The 17,048-nt window shown below is 36.1% G+C and carries 17 protein-coding genes and 5 pseudogenes; 1 reads left to right on the top strand and 21 read right to left on the bottom strand.

Translation table 11 applies throughout. From position 1 onward, the window contains the following. Positions 1 to 66: 66 nt before the first annotated feature. Together xynB and NYE20_RS10755 are read right to left on the bottom strand one after the other, a co-directional pair. Positions 67 to 1,668 carry a xylan 1,4-beta-xylosidase gene (gene xynB / locus NYE20_RS10760; RefSeq protein ID WP_021479228.1) on the bottom strand — a complete coding sequence of 534 codons (1,602 nt, stop codon included), beginning with the start codon at positions 1,666 to 1,668 and terminating at the stop codon, positions 67 to 69. 30 nt (positions 1,669 to 1,698) lie between these two features. Next, positions 1,699 to 3,090, bottom strand: a complete 1,392-nt coding sequence (locus tag NYE20_RS10755; protein ID WP_032725796.1) for an MFS transporter — start codon at positions 3,088 to 3,090, stop codon at positions 1,699 to 1,701. A 440-nt stretch (positions 3,091 to 3,530) separates the two neighbouring features. Between NYE20_RS10755 and NYE20_RS10750 the strand changes: the two are divergent. Further along, positions 3,531 to 3,800 (top strand): annotated as a pseudogene (locus NYE20_RS10750) (thermonuclease family protein); the annotation flags it as partial. 85 nt (positions 3,801 to 3,885) lie between these two features. Here the strand turns inward: NYE20_RS10750 and NYE20_RS10745 are convergent. The 19 genes and pseudogenes from NYE20_RS10745 to NYE20_RS10655 form a co-directional block, all read right to left on the bottom strand. Beyond that, the gene (locus NYE20_RS10745) at positions 3,886 to 4,356 is read right to left on the bottom strand and encodes a nucleotidyltransferase family protein (RefSeq protein ID WP_161621799.1); all 471 of its coding nucleotides are present in this window, start codon (positions 4,354 to 4,356) and stop codon (positions 3,886 to 3,888) included. A 183-nt stretch (positions 4,357 to 4,539) separates the two neighbouring features. Next, positions 4,540 to 4,707: pseudogene (locus NYE20_RS10740) on the bottom strand (hypothetical protein). Between the two features lie 112 nt (positions 4,708 to 4,819). Continuing rightward, positions 4,820 to 5,096 (bottom strand): annotated as a pseudogene (locus NYE20_RS10735) (hypothetical protein). Positions 5,097 to 5,138: 42 nt separating this feature from the next. Further along, positions 5,139 to 5,482, bottom strand: a pseudogene (locus NYE20_RS10730) (hypothetical protein). Positions 5,483 to 5,590: 108 nt separating this feature from the next. After that, positions 5,591 to 6,229, bottom strand: a complete 639-nt coding sequence (locus NYE20_RS10725; protein WP_161621595.1) for a DUF3885 domain-containing protein — start codon at positions 6,227 to 6,229, stop codon at positions 5,591 to 5,593. After that, positions 6,226 to 6,456, bottom strand: coding sequence for a helix-turn-helix transcriptional regulator (locus NYE20_RS10720; protein WP_032725791.1), 231 nt, complete (start codon positions 6,454 to 6,456; stop codon positions 6,226 to 6,228). The genes NYE20_RS10725 and NYE20_RS10720 overlap by 4 nt, the downstream gene beginning before the upstream one ends. Positions 6,457 to 6,531: 75 nt before the next feature. Continuing rightward, positions 6,532 to 6,696, bottom strand: coding sequence for a hypothetical protein (locus tag NYE20_RS10715; protein ID WP_154213091.1), 165 nt, complete (start codon positions 6,694 to 6,696; stop codon positions 6,532 to 6,534). Between the two features lie 337 nt (positions 6,697 to 7,033). Further along, the gene (locus tag NYE20_RS10710) at positions 7,034 to 7,414 is read right to left on the bottom strand and encodes a UPF0715 family protein (RefSeq protein ID WP_049140105.1); all 381 of its coding nucleotides are present in this window, start codon (positions 7,412 to 7,414) and stop codon (positions 7,034 to 7,036) included. Between the two features lie 75 nt (positions 7,415 to 7,489). Then, positions 7,490 to 8,392, bottom strand: a complete 903-nt coding sequence (locus NYE20_RS10705; RefSeq protein ID WP_049140103.1) for a CPBP family intramembrane glutamic endopeptidase — start codon at positions 8,390 to 8,392, stop codon at positions 7,490 to 7,492. A gap of 78 nt (positions 8,393 to 8,470) precedes the next feature. Further along, complete coding sequence (locus NYE20_RS10700) at positions 8,471 to 9,007, bottom strand: GNAT family protein (protein WP_049140100.1); 537 nt, start codon at positions 9,005 to 9,007, stop codon at positions 8,471 to 8,473. 334 nt (positions 9,008 to 9,341) lie between these two features. Continuing rightward, positions 9,342 to 10,133, bottom strand: a complete 792-nt coding sequence (locus NYE20_RS10695; protein ID WP_161621594.1) for a hypothetical protein — start codon at positions 10,131 to 10,133, stop codon at positions 9,342 to 9,344. A gap of 69 nt (positions 10,134 to 10,202) precedes the next feature. Next, positions 10,203 to 10,637: an SMI1/KNR4 family protein gene (locus NYE20_RS10690; RefSeq protein WP_080351423.1), complete on the bottom strand. Its 435-nt coding sequence runs from the start codon at positions 10,635 to 10,637 to the stop codon at positions 10,203 to 10,205. A 180-nt stretch (positions 10,638 to 10,817) separates the two neighbouring features. Then, positions 10,818 to 11,072, bottom strand: a complete 255-nt coding sequence (locus tag NYE20_RS10685; RefSeq protein ID WP_015252034.1) for a hypothetical protein — start codon at positions 11,070 to 11,072, stop codon at positions 10,818 to 10,820. Positions 11,073 to 11,202: 130 nt separating this feature from the next. Beyond that, positions 11,203 to 11,466: pseudogene (locus NYE20_RS10680) on the bottom strand (hypothetical protein); the annotation flags it as partial. A 1,053-nt stretch (positions 11,467 to 12,519) separates the two neighbouring features. Further along, positions 12,520 to 13,008 carry a hypothetical protein gene (locus NYE20_RS10675; RefSeq protein ID WP_041850804.1) on the bottom strand — a complete coding sequence of 163 codons (489 nt, stop codon included), beginning with the start codon at positions 13,006 to 13,008 and terminating at the stop codon, positions 12,520 to 12,522. A 246-nt stretch (positions 13,009 to 13,254) separates the two neighbouring features. Further along, positions 13,255 to 13,545, bottom strand: a complete 291-nt coding sequence (locus NYE20_RS10670) for a hypothetical protein (RefSeq protein ID WP_161621592.1) — start codon at positions 13,543 to 13,545, stop codon at positions 13,255 to 13,257. A 324-nt stretch (positions 13,546 to 13,869) separates the two neighbouring features. Beyond that, positions 13,870 to 15,204 carry a type I glutamate--ammonia ligase gene (glnA, locus tag NYE20_RS10665; protein WP_015252037.1) on the bottom strand — a complete coding sequence of 445 codons (1,335 nt, stop codon included), beginning with the start codon at positions 15,202 to 15,204 and terminating at the stop codon, positions 13,870 to 13,872. A gap of 58 nt (positions 15,205 to 15,262) precedes the next feature. After that, positions 15,263 to 15,670 carry a transcriptional repressor GlnR gene (gene glnR, locus NYE20_RS10660; RefSeq protein WP_014476884.1) on the bottom strand — a complete coding sequence of 136 codons (408 nt, stop codon included), beginning with the start codon at positions 15,668 to 15,670 and terminating at the stop codon, positions 15,263 to 15,265. Between the two features lie 109 nt (positions 15,671 to 15,779). Then, positions 15,780 to 17,045, bottom strand: a complete 1,266-nt coding sequence (locus NYE20_RS10655) for an aminotransferase class I/II-fold pyridoxal phosphate-dependent enzyme (protein ID WP_029317829.1) — start codon at positions 17,043 to 17,045, stop codon at positions 15,780 to 15,782. Positions 17,046 to 17,048 lie beyond the last annotated feature (3 nt).

Raw genomic sequence — 17,048 nt, 5'->3', positions numbered from 1 at the left:
TGACATAGGCACCTTCTCATATGAAAAAGGAGTTCTAAAATAGAAATCTCCTTTTTCATGTGCAAATTATTTTTCTTTATAACGAAAATATCTAAAGTCGGCCGGAATATGATTACCACTGGTATCTTGGCATTGCATCCCTACAAAGGCCCCTGTGAAGAATCCTCCCCCACGGATGTAATCATCTGATAATTTTTTCGATTCCAGTGCAATGTCAATTTTGTGCCAATCTTCTTTGTTAAAAGAATAGAAATAATAATATTTGTCCTTTTCAATATTTACTCTTAAATATACATACTTTACTTCACGAGGAATAACAATTTTATTGTGTAATGGCTGTGAAAAAGAAAAGTTGTCACATATTGTTAATTCAAGAATGCGGCCAAGTTCTTCATCATGCGTGACTTGAAGAGCCGTCCAGTTCTCTGTATTGTAGTAATTCACTAATCCAGCGGCTTGTTGAAAATTTTCCGGATAAAACTCAACAGCAGTTTCGGCTTCAAAATGGAGACTTTGCCAGCGTCTGGCTACAAATGCCTGAGTAAATGTCGAGGTCAATGATTCATGACCGAATAATCGTAAATGATTTGGCGCTTGAGTCAATGAACCTAATTCATTCGTGAATGGAATCCTTAAAGTTTGAAAATTTATATTTAATGTTGAATCCTCAAATTCATCAACTTCCGGGTACGTTGCTTCAAATATTGTTTCGGGTATAGAAGGTGCATCTACCTCCAAGCTTCCTTCTTTTCCACCTACTACATAGGGCCATTCATCTTTCCAGTAAAGTTTTTGAATAGCTGTTTCTCTGCCCAAAGGACAGTATCCTCTCTGCTGAAAAATTGAATCATCGTCAGGATGAATAGGACGTCCTGTTAAATGAGCTAAATACCACTCATCTGTATGTGTTTGAACAATGGATGCATGACCACATTTTTGCAATGAATTTCCTGGGTCATGCCATGACGTTAAGATTGGATTATCGGGATGAACTTCATATGGCCCCTCTATATTTGCAGAACGGGCAATTGTAGCAGCATGTTCGTACCGTGTTCCTCCTTCTGCAGTTAATAAATAATAATAGTTCCCGATATGATAAAGGTGCGGAGCTTCTGTCAGTTTTCTATCCGTTCCTTCAAATATAACTTTTGGTTTACCGATTAATTTTTGCTCTTTATCAGAATATTCCTGTATAACAATTCCTCCAAATGAGTGCCGATCAATACGGTGATCCCATAACATATTTAATAAATACTTTTTTCCATCCGTATCATGGAACAAAGAAGCATCAAACCCCGAGCTATTTAATTTAATCGGCTCCCCCCAATCACCATTAATCGTTTCACAGGTAACTAAATAATTGTGACAATCTTTCCATGCGCCATCTACTACCTTAACATCCGTATAGATCAGCCAAAACTTCCCATCACTATAGCTTAAACATGGTGCCCAAACTCCACCTGAATTTGGGTTTCCTTTCATGTCTAATTGTGAAACTCTCTGTAATGGATGTGCAACTAAGTGCCAATTTACTAAATCTTTTGAGTGGTGTATCTGGACTCCCGGAAACCACTCAAATGTAGATACAGCGATATAATAATCCTCTCCTGCTCTACAAATACTTGGATCGGGATTGAATCCTTTAAGTACGGGATTGGTAATCTTCATTTGGGACTCCTCCTCAGTTTATTTTCTTTTTTAAGCCTTGAAATCATCAATATGATCCAAATAAACTTTGTCTCTATTCTCTAATTCTCGAACCATGTTTTTATATTTTTTCTCATCTAAGTTATAGAAATTAATATCAATTAAAGCTAGAACAAGCAAGAACACGGGAATAATGGTTGTTGTAATTAAAATCCCCATTAATGCCGTCGGGGTTTGTGCCTGATTTGCTACATATCCAAACTTATCAAGAACCAGACCCGGAACAACTCCTCCTAAGGCCATACCAAACTTAAAGAAAAATCCGATTATAGCGTAAATGAGCCCACCCATTCTTTTCCCAGTCCTGTACTCTCCATATTCAATTGTTTCAGGAATAAGCGCCCACATATATCCCCCGGCAGTGAGACTTCCAGCAGCAGCGATTAATCGACAGACAAGTATGAGGTAAACATTACTTGGCGGAACAAACAGTAAAGCTAAGAGGCCGATAATATTCAGTAATAATGCATAGTTTAGTAATTTCTTTTTCCCCAAAAATTGATGAAGCCTTGGAATAAACGGTAAAATGACCAAAGCGGGCAAGCTTCCTATCAAACCGTACCACTTCACCAAATCCTCTCTTTCTAAGTTATACGTTACGTAGTAAATGCCAACCGAATTACTGATGGAATTCACTCCAAAAATAATAATAAAGAAAATACTTAATACAACAAGTGGACGATTAACACGAAACTGCTCAAATATATCCGTAAATTTAATTTTTTCTTCGGATTTTTGAAGAGTGACCCGCTCTTTTGTGCTTTTAAAACAAAAGATTAAAAGGCACCCGCCTATCATTCCCAAAATACCCATGGTTAGTTGCCAGCCAAGAGACTCGTTGCCGGAAGTATCGCTTAAATAAGCAGCCAGTAAGGGAACAAAAAATGCAACGACAAGTCCCCCAAGATTCGCAAATAACATGCGAACAGAAGTTATACTAACAACTTCTTGATTATTTCTAGTCATTGCAGAAGTTAACGCGCCATATGGAACGTTTATCGTTGTGTATGTAAGCGACAAGCCAACATAGGTTATATAGGCATATATTAATTTCCCCATATCCGAAAAGTCTGGTGTTGTAAAACAGAGTATTGCCAGTATGACAAATGGAAAAGCTCCGAATAAAAGATACGGTCTAAAGCGTCCAAATCTGCTGTTCGTTCTGTCAACTATTGTTCCGATAAAAGGATCAGCGAGAGCGTCGATTATTCTAACCACTAAAAACATAGTACCGGCTGCTGCTGCCGATAAACCAAAAACATCTGTATAGAAGAACAAAAGATACGTAGACACTGTTGCATAAATTAAATTACAAGCAAAATCTCCAGACGCATATCCAACTTTTTCAACCATGCTAATCTTCTTTACATTTTCACTGAGCATGATTTCTCCCCTTTTCGATCCTTTAATATGGAACAGTGTGAAACGGTATAACAATTTCTCGAATTTACGGTCAGTAAACTTTTATAAAAGCGCTTTCAAAACAGTGCAAAAAAATATGGTGATCAGCAAGCAAAAAATTCATCTTTTTTCGTCATACCTTATATACCTGGAAAAGGATAAAAGCCTCATTCTTTCGTTTCTTATATTGTTTAGCTCCATTAAATCGACCCTCTTATCCCCCTTCCATCCATATTCAGTAAGACCTTATCTTGTGGACAATGAAAGTTCATCTTATTAGTTTGTTGATCGAACAAACTAACTTGATTTAATATTATAAAATCCTTTCGACTTTTTCAACAGCTTTTTCAGAAAGTTTAAGCATTGTCTCGAATAATATTTAAGAATGCACGTATCAATTAATGACACCCAGTCTTTTTGTTACAGTTTGTTACTTACTCATAATCATTCCAAAGACTAAGAAAACAGGATTCTTATGTTCAATCATATGGCAACAATGTGAACTATGCGAAACAAGGAAGTGGTTAGCAGCGGTAAGCTGCAATTAGAGTTTGAGAAAGTTGATCACAGATAATTATGGAAGACTGTTAGCCGTGCGTTTTGGTTAATGACAAGTCTGGTCTTGAAACATAATTGAAAGAAGGATTGGCCAGAGTGGCTTATGTTATGAGCCAAACACTATTTATCTAAATATTAAATTAAGAATCCAAGCAAATTCCATGTTGTCTTTTGTTGCGACTTTGTTATTGAAATTGGAACAAAAGAGGAATACAGAAATCAGTTCTGTATTAGTTTATTCAATATATTGATTTTCCTTTGGTCTTTATAGTTCTTCTTTGTTCTTCTATAGCCATCTAATAAAGACTTTTTATAAACCTTGAGGTAATCATCAATCGTTAGCAAATGATATTTCGCTCCACCATCCTCAAATACCTCTAAGTTATTATAGTCTACATCTGCAAATGGTTTTAAATCCTCGATGTAAGCAATGCCTATTTTAGTATTAGTTTTTTTAAATTCATACTCATGTAAATCAACCATTTTGTACCCTTGCAGTTCCATAAGTTTATTTAGTTTTTCCCACTTTTCCTCTAAAAAAATTAAAGGAATAAGGATATCAATATCTTCTGGGGAAAAGTCCAACCCAGTTACCCTTTCAAGACCTAAAGAGCCATATAATAATGGAATTATGCCTAACTCTTTATTAAACGTTTTAGCTATATTGATAAATTCATTATACAATTTCATTTTTACCTCCCTAATATTTGTTGTATGATTACTAAGATTCAATTGTTTCTTGATTTTTCTTAAGCCCTCAATTTGTTTCATGTAGTAAATACCACAAACTCATTTAAACCCTTTTCTCACAAGAAAAATAAATTGAGTATCAGTACTCAGAATTGGATTGAAGGTCATTTTAAAAGGATTCTTTTATCTAAAAGGCCTTGATACTGAATTAAAGAACAACATTAAAATAATGATGGCTATTACAACAACAATCTCAAAAGCATGTGAACTGCCATCTTCTTTTTCTCGATCTTTCTTCTCCCTCAATTATTCCCTATATTTTCTTTGTATTTCATCCTTTTTCCTATCCATCTTACTCGACCCCTTTCAAAATAAAGTAAAGCCAAGCAATTCTGAAATTTTTTTATTCCTTCTTTTGACAAGCTCGAAAATACCAATGTATAAGCGTAATGCTTAACGGATTTTAAACTCCAAAAAACAAAGCCCCTCCGATAAACCAGAAAAAAGGAAATAGAAAACATAATTGCGTTTAAGACAATCCCATATACAGCACACCGTTTATTTGTCTTTATTGAAACGAACGCTAAAATGATTCCTATAGGAGAAAGTAATAATGGAAAAAACACCAGCATTCCTTGCCATGGAATTGACATAAATCCTGTAAAAAAATTAATAATTAAGATGGCTGAGATAATTGGAATAGTGATTGAAAAAACAGCTGCAGCTTTTTTAACATTCATATTGAAAGCAAGTCTCCGTTCTCCTTAAAATTGTAGTTTTATTTAGTCTTGAGAAAGTTTGTCAAAATCTCTTTCTTTCATTTCAGGCAGAGTGATATCAATCCCTAACATTTTTATTAATTCTTGTACATAGCTTTTTATTGCAAGCATATTAAATGGGAAATCAAATCAAATTCCTCTTTAACGCTTAGAATATCCATTGAATACGAACAATTATGCTTCATACCCAAAAGATCATCATTAAAGCTTAATACATCTTTATACGATTGATCAGATAACTCAAAGTGAGTAACTAAATAAACACTAATAAGGTTTCCACCTTGAGAATCAAAATCTACTAATCTTTCATCAAGTACTAATAAAAATGCAGATCTCTCATCATCAATACCAACTGAAAAAATTCTAAGTTTCTTAGTTTCAATAACCGTTTAGTATGTAAGGCCCCCATAATCTAATTCTGCTTTTTCTGGTATAAATCGTTTTATGAAAGAGTATTACATGCACTTATACTCTTCTACCCAGTCGTGATATTTTTCATAAAGTGGACGTATTCGTTTGAAATCAAGAGCTATGACTTCACATCCACGATCATCATAGATAAAGAAAATAATGTCTTTTGTAATGTTCACAAAGAAAACATCAGGGTAATCAATAGAGTAACCTCCGAATTTCGGTTTTAATGGAAAATCCTCGTTACTGGCTGCTTTAAGTAATTCAGTTACACGTAAGTCTCGAGGTTTGCATAACAAGGAAAATTGTTGCATCTCGTATTCTTCAGCTTTATTGATTTCGAAAGGGTAGGGATATGTCTTCACCAGAATTTGATTCAAATGATTTTTACACTTTAGAAACGGTTGATAGACCTTTAATTTTCTTATACATTTCTCTTTCTTGTGCTTATACATATTCGTTACGAGGAATATGTCATCGTTTTGTTCAAATAATTCATTAAAAATGATTGAGGTTTGTTCATATACAACCCGAAACATCTTTAGATTCAATTCTTCATTTGCTTTGAGTTGATAGATATTTTCCCCAAGACAAAAATGGATTCCTATGCCCCATTGATTATAGATGCTAGGAATGAATTCGAGGTTTTGAAACCTTTCCTCCATATACTCCATTATCTTCATTTAGACATTCTCACTTTAGGAATATGATCTTTTTGGAATATCAACAACTCATGCAGTTCGATGTTTTGATAGGGCCAGACTTTATCAAACAGCTCTCTCGGATACCGCTCCATTTCGTTATTATATAGCTTTCTGACAGTTGGATACTCATGATCAATATCTCTGGAAAGTTTCCGGATACTGATCTTTCTTTGGTCTATAATCGTTTTTACCTTTGATTTAATCATATTCTCACCTTTTAGTTATTTTTGATCACTTAAAATGATCATTAAGTTTATAATGGATCCTTGACCTCGCTGAATTTAATAATCCCGCTCTTCATGTTCAAATCCATAAGTACCTTTTATCCACACATCGCCGAAGCCTGAACTTTTTGTTATTTCCAACTGATCACCTTCTACTCGATCTGCTGCACTGTAGTCCAAATAACTTCCTGGAATTCTTTCTCGCTCCTTGAAAATATCCATCAGTTAGAGCTATTCTGCTAAGTTTCATATTTAGAGTACAGTCTTTATTATTGTGTATTGTGAATTTATAACCAAGTGCGGTCGGAATTCCGGTCGAAATTATCTGCCATGAAGACAATTGTTGATTCCTCGCTCAAAACAAAGTCTACATTTGTTTAATCCACCGTTAGCTTTGCTTCAGCATTCGGAAGATTAAAACTTGAGACTAAGCCTAAGCAAACCAAAGTTAAACGATTAACCCTTTTCATCCCTCTCTCCCTTACACAATTATGGCATAATTCGGTAAATGAAAGGGTTTTTTGACTGTACATAAGGAAAAGGATTATGATGATTTAAGCTACGCTGCTACCCTCCCAATGTTTTGCAGAAAAACCGAGTCCCATATCCAAAATATCACAGCAAATGAGATGCTAAACAAGTAAATTTCATATCCCATCAGAAAGTTTAAGGTGTTTTTTGGATCAGTAATGAAAGCGAAGAATAACCATACTAAGAAGGAAAAGAATATGTATATGAGTAAATATTTCGCGTTAAACCTTTTTGGATTGCGATTTAAGAAATATTGAACAGGTGCAGCAAAGATTAAATAAAAGATAAAGAGAAAAACACTTATTAGGAAGTATGGTATGTAGCCGTCATAACCAATGCCAAAAACATAAACAACAGCAGCTGATAACGCGGACAAGACATGAACAAATATAATCCTTAAAACTTGCATGTTTATAACCTCTTTCTTAATGAATGCTTCTTCAACATTGTCGATCCTCCTTAAAACTACTGTTCTACTTAGAAATTAAACATCTTGGTCGCATTTCTCATTCTTCCGCAATTGAATAGTATTTCGGCGAGTTATTGCAACAGGTATTAATAGTAGAGTACCGACAATAAGCAACATAAAAAAGATCACAAACAGCGCACCTGTTCCCGGAACAATTTCTTCATAGGTAATAAAGCGCTCCTCCCCCTGCAGGACGAAGAACCGAGAATTTTCAAGAAAGGCTAGATGAAAAGCGATAGACGTCCATAAGCTTCCTGTTACAATACGCAGGAGTTGAAGGATGAATCCAAAACCCAACAATAAAACAATGTAATCTAATGTGATAGCAGATGATTCAATTCCAACTATATATTGCAAGCCACTTACAGTTATTGGTGCAAGCACAAACAGGATCGGCTGTAGGAGTAAGGCCATAAAACAGTTCCAACGCTTATTTAGAGCATAGTACACCGTCCCCCGAAAAGTTAATTCCTCTGGAAAAGCTTCATAAAAGAAAGCGATAATCATATTTAAGAGCAATGCTGTCACTAAATGGACAGAGAAGTGAAATTGTGTAACTTTGATCCAGCCTAATAAATGGGCGATAGCGAAACCAGACCCGGATAGTACAATCACATATATTGCTCCTATTATGGCTTTCGGAATGGCTTGCCGCCACCCAGACAGTCCTATAGAATAAAAGGGTCTACTAGACATCCGTTTAAGAAGAATGTAGAGCAACGGGACAGTTATTAATGTGACTAAACCTGCTTGGATGCCTTGCTTCAAAAGCTTGGAAGCTCCTGCTTGGCTAGCCATTGAACCGACTAAAGTAGCAAAAAACAAAGCAAATACGAATGTTCCCCAACTGAGCAAGACAGTTCCTAACCATTTATGATGATTGTCTTGTTTTCCGCTTTTGGTGAGATGAATTTGCATTTGGATACCCCTCTCACATCATTCATATTAAGCACTATAAGCCCTACTATCACTATACGTTCTATAGCTGTTATGGTTTCAAATTCCTGCATTACCCCTCTTACAATTCCACTCTTCCTCTAAAATAGCGTAATAATATTCATCCCACCATTCATTGCCTTTCGGAATACATTTTTTAAAAAATCCTTCTCTTCTCATTCCGATCTTCTCCATAACTCGGTATGAAGGAATATTCTCAGGTTGACACGTAGCTATAATCCTATGTAAGTTCATTTCTTTAAATCCATATTCCAAGATAGCTTGGGCTGCCTCAGAAGCATACCCTTTATTTTGATAATTGGGATTAAACACCCACCCAATTTCGTATGTATGTTCACCAAAATACTTATAAAAAACAATATGGCCTATAAGAAAGTCTTCATCTATTAGTATGACAGGGAATTTTTCAGCGTTATCACCTTTGTTTTTATTTACAAATGCCTTTGCATCTTCTTCAGTATAAACCCCTTCAGGTATATACTTCATTACATTACTATCAGATGTATACTCATATACTGCTTGCCAATCTTTGAATTCAAATTCACGTATCAATAACCTTTTTGTTGTTATGTGCATTAAAGCAACTCCCCTCTAATATACTTAATCTTTATTTCAATATGAAGACAACAATAACCTCTTTAAAACTATTCTTATTCAACAATATTGCCTCTTGCTAGAACAACTCAAGGATTACTGACTGTGAACAAGCAATGGAATATGATTCTCCAAAATAATCCCCCTATCCTTCTCTGAGGGGTAATATGGGGAATTTATGACAAAACTAAAGACGAAGTAAGATCATTTACTGTGGATGCAACTCGTAAGCCAGATTGCAAAGATAAAATATGTAAGAATTAAACAAACATCCTCTTACAATAAGTAAGAGGATGTTTGTTACCAACAAGATTGTTTAATTTAATTGGTATTCCTTATTAAGCTTTTTAAGAAGTGAAATTTCAACTTCGTATTGGCTTCCATAAATTCTGCTTATTTTTTGCACTTCTTCCTTTGAGCCGAAGAAAATAACTTTAAAATCATCATTTACGTATTGAACTACAAAAAAATCATCAAAATCATAAAATGTATTTTTATTTATCGAAATAAAACCACTTGATTGAGCTGTTGTTTTTACACTAATCCGTCTGCCATCACTCACAGCATCAAATCCATGCTGATTAGTTTGACGTGCCAGAGTGCCGTTGGTTTGGATTGCACAAATGAATTCACCGATTCTGCCAATTAAATGCCTCAATTCTGTAGGCTTACAGTTCAATACATTCATTTCATATCTCAGGATTTGGTTATATTCATTATAAAGGTTTACAAGTTGTTCTTTACTAATGATTTCGGCTTGATCATTTATTTGGTTATTAGTAACAGAAGCTTCTCGGAGTGATTTAACACCGTTTACCCATTCGCCTACGATAACTTCCTTATCTTCCCCTTTTGATTTTCTGAAAATAAGTCCTGTATAAAGAGAGTTTTCACCTAAGTATTTGTAAGAACTTCTATTCATATATTCAAAGAGGTGCTTATTAAAAGAAATCCCCTTATTATACCGGTTATAACAATAATCTGATAAAATAATGCTATCCGGATTAGTTCCGTATTTTTCTTGAAGGGTTTTCTTTACTTCTTGAGGTGAAACCAACTCATTGATTTTATTTTTCAAAGCATCCTTAATTTGCTCGTAAATTGTCATTATACTTCCCTCAAATTGCAGTTTCTTTGGTTGTTGAAATTAGTCATAATTTTTTCTTTTGCCGAAGTGTTATTCTGAAACCAGTTTATAATACTCTTGGAGATTCGGATTTACTTCCCAATATTTCGTTCCATTTGAAGACACTAGCATATCAAACCATATCTCGAAATTAGAATCTAAGTTAATCGCATCTTCAATATCATCAATTGAGTCTAGATATAGCATATAGCCTAATCCATTTTTTGATTTGTTTGTGTCTATGACATATCTTCCATCAAAATGATATCCAATTAAAACGTATCCCTCTGGGAAATCTTGAACCTCATTATATTCAATGATTCCCTCTAAGCTAAGTATTTCAATCCCATCAAACATTTCCATCCCATTGTGCTGTAACAAAAACTCTTTATAGTCATTAGGGAAAGTAACACATAGCTTCTGTTCTATATCGCTAATTTCTTGAGGACTAGCAGGATCTTTGAAATGAAAAGTAGCATCTTCCATGACATATCCTCCATGATGAAACATAGGGAATGTACCATATTTAGAAACTGCTTTCTTAATACCATCTAGAGTCATGTGAACTAACTTTCCTTCTTCCATAAATGCTCCTCCTTAAATCACCTCATTAAATTTTTCCCACACAGAACATTAATAAATAAATTTAAAAGGGGCATAAACTGTTTATAAAGAAACAATTTTATTCATAATTAAAGCAGCATTAGTGGTGAACAAAATGTAAGTGTGATTTGCTGTTTTAATCACTACCCTATCCGTAGAGCCATAAGGAAACCCGATCCTAACTGCACTTTTTTCCTCTCCCCCATAGTTTGGATCAAGAAATACATCATTGATTTCTTTGATTGGGATTTCAATTTTGGATAGCTGCCAATTGATAATTAAGTTTTCATTTGATTTTTCAACGTTGATTCCAAGCATAAAAACATTCCCCTTTTGACTATGAATTCAGTGCAACAAACACGCTTTAAAATTCAATAAATCCAAAAAAGTAATACTTCGGGAAATATGACTATAAGCAAAAGAGCCCTTTCAGGCCCTTATTTTTCTTTTACCCTTGGTATGAATTTGTTACAAACCCTTTTGCTTTATTAGCAACAGCTTCCCAAGTGGCGGCAGCATGATCAAGATCCGCAGAAAGCTTATTGATATCCTCATTCTCAAACCCTTGGGCGAGTGAATAAAATTGATTTGCTATAGAATGCCAGATGCCTTCGATTTGTCCTATAAACTCCTTAGACTTTTCTGCTTGGGCTATTACATTAACCAGGTCTATATTGATACTGTGAAGCATCCCCAAAACTTTTACTTCTAAAGAAAGTTGTGCATCCATATTGTTTAACATATTCAGAAAATGATCAATTTGTTGTTTAACTGATTGTATATCAGAACACTCTAATATTTCAGATACAATAAAACCAAATAGAGGCCCTAGATCAAAGCTGAATTTTACTTTCTCATTAATATCATGACCTTCAACAAATATACCCAATAATTTTTTTAATTCTAAAAACATATTTATTGAATCATGTATCTCACTCTCATCATTATACTGTGAATCTAAATATGCGACTTCTTTTTCTAAAGAATTATTCAATTGTCTAACACCTATACAGTCGTTACTACCTTGAAGGAGGGAATTTAATTGGTTTTGAACCTCTTTTATAGACTGTTGTTGTTGATTGAGTTCTCCAGCAAGCATTGAACAGGAAGACTGAAATTGCTTCGCAGCCTCTTGTCTTCCTTGTTCATTGCTATCGATAGACATTATTTGTAATAATTTTATATCACTATTTATCGTTCTAGTTGCCAAGGATCCAATATTATTAATATCGTTAACCATATTAAGAACACTGCTGAATAAATTCTTCATCCACCAGTTACACAACTGTTTATATTCGTTATAAACATCATATATTTTTTGAAAATCTTGAGGAATTTCAACGTCATCCGGTATAGCCAGATAAGTTTTCATCTCTTCATCGCTCACAGGTAAACCCGTTCCAGTAAGAATATCCGCTTGAGTATTTGCCCAGAATCTAGTAGATATTAAAAGCCCCTCTTTTTCCAAAAGACCTTGAGGCCCATATGGAGATGTTGAATCTAAAACTTTATCATATTTCATTTTTAATCCACCTTTCATATTTCCAACGCTATATATTTAATATAACAAAAAAAAACAATTATTCTTTATTTTTATCAAATCCTAGATATAAGTGAAGAAACGTTTAAAAATTGACTGAGTTAATAAAGAAATATCTGAATGGAGTGCCTAGTTCCCCACCCTGCTTTACCAACATAAAATGGACAAGGATCAAGACAACTAAGCAAATGAACGTTGATTGAAAGCTCTTTGCGGCTTTCTTTTTTATTTCTTGAATTGTTTGTCATTGAGTAAAAATATTAGCGTTTCTTCAATTTCTTTTTCTAAGTCATTATTATTTAAATCGAATAATGTTCCATAACCTGTACCCTTATATCCACCGTAGTAATACCACAAATCCATTGTGAAACAGTCTAATTCTTCATCACAGACTATTGCAGGTTGATAGTAATTAATTGCTATTTGTGAACGGTACTCTTTTTCAAAACATCTCTCAGCTGTAAAATCATTTAGCACATCTCCATCTATGTCTCTACAAATTTTGATGCTAAGGTTTGGTTTACCCTGTGCTTCAAAAACATCTATATACTTATTCTGCAGCTTTTTCGATACTACTTCCCCCTGGCTCTCCAACTCAAATATCATTTGTTTTAATTCTAGATTAAAATCCTTTTCTGGAATCTGTATATAATCTTCATCGCTTGGGCTTTGATTTTTCTGTTTCTTGAGTAATTGACTTAAAGCTTTCCACACATTGTTGTCCTCCTATGATAGCTTCTTTAGACGTGCCTCTATGAAAATGGTCATTTGGTGATCAGCTTCACGAAATGCCTCAGCAAATGTTTCAATTCCGGTATCCTAGAAATATGGCGTTCGATAATCATGCCCACGGATACCCCAGCTGTGTGGTCCAGTTGCAAGCATAAGCATTCTGCGATTCATCACCGACCTTGTCAAAGGGATGTTAAATAAAAAAAGAACCCTAATTTTTCCATTGGATTATTGGCTTACTTTTGAAAATTTATAAATTATTATTATATTGAACAGTGTTGGTATGATGTATACAAGACCAGTTCCAAGTAGACCTATTACTGAACTAGCAATTAATAATATGTTGAAGACTGGTTTATTATTTGTCTGGATTGAAGCAAGCATGGTTATAATTCCCGCCAAAGCACCTAAAAACCATAAATTTCCCAAAGTGTAAGAGTCATCTATAACCGCAAACAGTTGAGCCAGTATAGAAAAAACCACTCCTAATCCCCCGGAGAAGATAGTCAATTTTTTCATAAAATCTCCTTTTTGAAAATTGATTTAGATTTCATCGTAATTATTGATTTATTTGGTTATGATGTCAATGATAAACATCTACCCACTCATCTTATTATTGCTGGTAGAAGTATTGAACAATGGAATTATCACAGAGTTTGTCGAATTATTTATGCGTATTGCTTCCTTAAGCATGGAATTATTTCCCTAATTAAAAATTTAGTACATAGACTTATTAGTGACATAGATAAAAGTGACCCTGCTTTTTAGCAGTGCTGCTCCATAAATTATTACCTATTAACATAAAAAATCCCTTAACACCAATAGTGCCAAGGGGTTGAAAGATTAATACTGAGACATATATTGTTCGCGCTCCCAAGGATGTACTTGTGTGCGGAACATATCCCATTCGATTTCTTTTGCTTCGATGAAGTGTTCGAATAGGTGCTCGCCCAGCGCTTTGACCATGACTTCGTTTGATTTGAATTCTTCTAGTGCTTCCGCAAGTGTTGCTGGAAGGTCAACGATTCCGTTTTCCATGCGCTCTTCTTTGCTCATCACATAGATGTTGCGGTCGATTGGAGCCGGCGCTTCCAGTTTGTTTTTGATTCCGTCTAATCCTGCAGCAAGCAATACGCTAAGTGCAAGGTATGGGTTTGCAGCTGGGTCTACGCTGCGTACTTCAACACGTGTGCTGATGCCGCGAGAAGCCGGGATACGGATAAGCGGGCTTCTGTTTTGCGCGCTCCATGCTACATAGCAAGGTGCTTCATAGCCAGGAACAAGACGTTTGTAAGAGTTTACTGTCGGGTTTGTTACTGCTGTAAAGCTTGTTGCGTGCTTCACGATACCTGCGATGAAGTGTTTCGCTGTTTCACTTAACTGAAGATCTGCGCTTTCATCAAAGAATGCGTTAACACCATTTTTGAAGAGTGATAGATTGCAGTGCATACCTGAACCGTTCACACCGAACAATGGTTTTGGCATAAATGTCGCATGCAGGCCGTGTTTGCGGGCAATTGTTTTGACAACTAGTTTAAATGTTTGGATGTCATCACAAGAGCGGACTGCTCCAGCATATTTAAAGTCGATTTCGTGCTGACCAGGTGCTACTTCGTGGTGAGACGCTTCGATTTCAAAGCCCATCTCTTCAAGCTCAAGTACGATATCGCGGCGGCAGTTTTCTCCTAAATCAGTTGGAGCTAAGTCGAAATATCCGCCTTTGTCGTTTAGTTCAAGCGTCGGCTCGCCTTTTTCGTCCAATTTGAATAAGAAGAATTCAGGCTCAGGTCCAAGGTTAAAATCACTGAAGCCGAGGTCTTCCATTTCTTTCAGAATCCGTTTTAAGTTGTTTCGCGGGTCACCTTCGAAAGGTGTGCCATCCGGATTGTAAATATCACAGATGAAACGTGCTACTTTACCTTTTTCAGCTGTCCATGGGAAGATAACAAATGTATTTAGATCTGGATACAGGTACATGTCTGACTCTTCGATACGAACGAATCCCTCAATAGAAGAACCGTCAAACATGACTTTATTATCAAGCGCTTTTCCAAGCTGGCTTACAGGAATCTCAACATTCTTGATTGTTCCAAGAATGTCAGTAAATTGAAGGCGGATATACTTCACGTTTTCTTCTTTTACTAATTTTTCGATATCTTCTCTAGTGTACTTTGCCATTTGGTAAAATTCCTCCTCTTAAAAGGTAAATGTATATAGCAAAACAGTTGCTAACGGATTAATGAAAGAAGCGGGACATGTCGCCTTGACGGAATGTATTCCCTCTTTGAAAACGGCCGGCTTGCATGAGCTCGTTTTTCAGGAGTTGTCTCAGTTCGTCATCGGACAGATCATGTTTCATTGGTTTTTTCGTCTTCTCGCTTTGTTTTTGTTCTGGCTCGGCTTCGGCTTTCGCCAGAATCTGTTTAATTCCTGCCATGTTTACACCTTGTTCTATCAGGTGCTTGATTTCTAACAGTTTATCTACATCATGAAATGAAAATAATCGTCTATTCCCTTCACTTCTGGCTGGAAATATCAGTCCATTTTCCTCATAATATCGAATTTGTCTTGCTGATAACTCAGTTAACTGCATGACAATTCCTATTGGAAATAAAGGCATTGAGCGGCGAATATTATCACTCATCTCAATTTCCTCCTTTTCTTAACTTAGTTTCATTATAGGTGATGTTATATTTTGTGTCAATAAGATGTAAGGATTCTTAACATCGAATCCAGAGAAATTTTTAAAAAATTTAAATTAATTGCTTTTCCATCAATGAATCCACTGCACTGCATATGGCATTCTTCACATGCGAATAGGTTAATCCTCCCTGAACATACGCTACATACGGCGGGCGGATAGGGCCATCAGCTGATAATTCGATGCTTGCTCCTTGAATAAAAGTGCCTGCTGCCATAATGACATCATCTTCGTATCCCGGCATGTAGGCTGGATAAGGCGTCACATGAGCATTGATTGGCGATGCAAATTGAATAGCCTGGCAAAAAGCAATCATCTTTTCTCTGTCAGAAAACTCAACGGATTGTATCAAATCCGTTCTTTTCGCATCCCATTTCGGGTTTGAAGTGAAGCCCAGTTTTTCAAGGAATCTCGCTGTAAACACCGCTCCCTTTAAACTTTGAGACACAACGTGAGGCGCCAAAAAGAAGCCTTGGTACATTTCTTGGAGCGAGTAAAGAGATGCCCCCGCTTCTCTGCCGATGCCTGGTGACGTCATACGGTATGAGCAAGCTTCAATCCATTTCGCTTTTCCGACGAGGTAGCCGCCTGTTTTCGCAAGGCCGCCGCCGGGATTTTTAATGAGAGATCCCGCCATCAGATCGGCTCCGACATGGCAAGGCTCAAGCTCTTCCACAAATTCTCCGTAACAGTTATCCACAAAGACGATCAGGTTTTCATTGATTTCTTTTACAAAACGTATCATTTCTTTTATTTCACTAATTAAGAAAGAAGGGCGATTCGCATATCCTTTTGAGCGCTGAATGCCGATTACTTTGGTTTTCGGATTGATCGCAGCGGCGACTGCATCATAGTCTATCTTTCCATCTTTCGTCAGATCAACCGCATTATAGCCGATTTGAAAATCCTTTAGCGATCCAGCGTTTTCTCCACCCCTGACGCCCACAATTTCCTCTAGCGTATCATACGGCTTGCCCGTGATATAAAGGAGCTCGTCCCCCGGTCTGAGGACACCGAACAAAGCAATTGAGATGGCATGTGTGCCTGAAATGATTTGCGGCCTTACAAGCCCCGCTTCTCCGCCAAACACATCCGCATATATGCTTTCAAGCGTGTCTCTTCCGATATCATCATAGCCGTATCCAGTAGACGGCGTGAAATGAGTGTCGCTTACTTTGTGTTTTCTATAGCTTTGAAGCACTCTCCACTCATTTCGCTCGCTGATTTCTTCTATTTGTTTATGAATGCCGGCAATGTCCGCTTCCACTTCCATTGCCGTTTTCTTCAATAATTCTCCGTGTGTTAATGTGTCAAACATGTC

The sequence above is a fragment of the Bacillus sp. FSL R5-0416 genome (assembly GCF_037975425.1).
Classification (GTDB): domain Bacteria; phylum Bacillota; class Bacilli; order Bacillales; family Bacillaceae; genus Bacillus; species Bacillus subtilis.
This window is presented reverse-complemented; position numbering and strand designations above follow the sequence as displayed.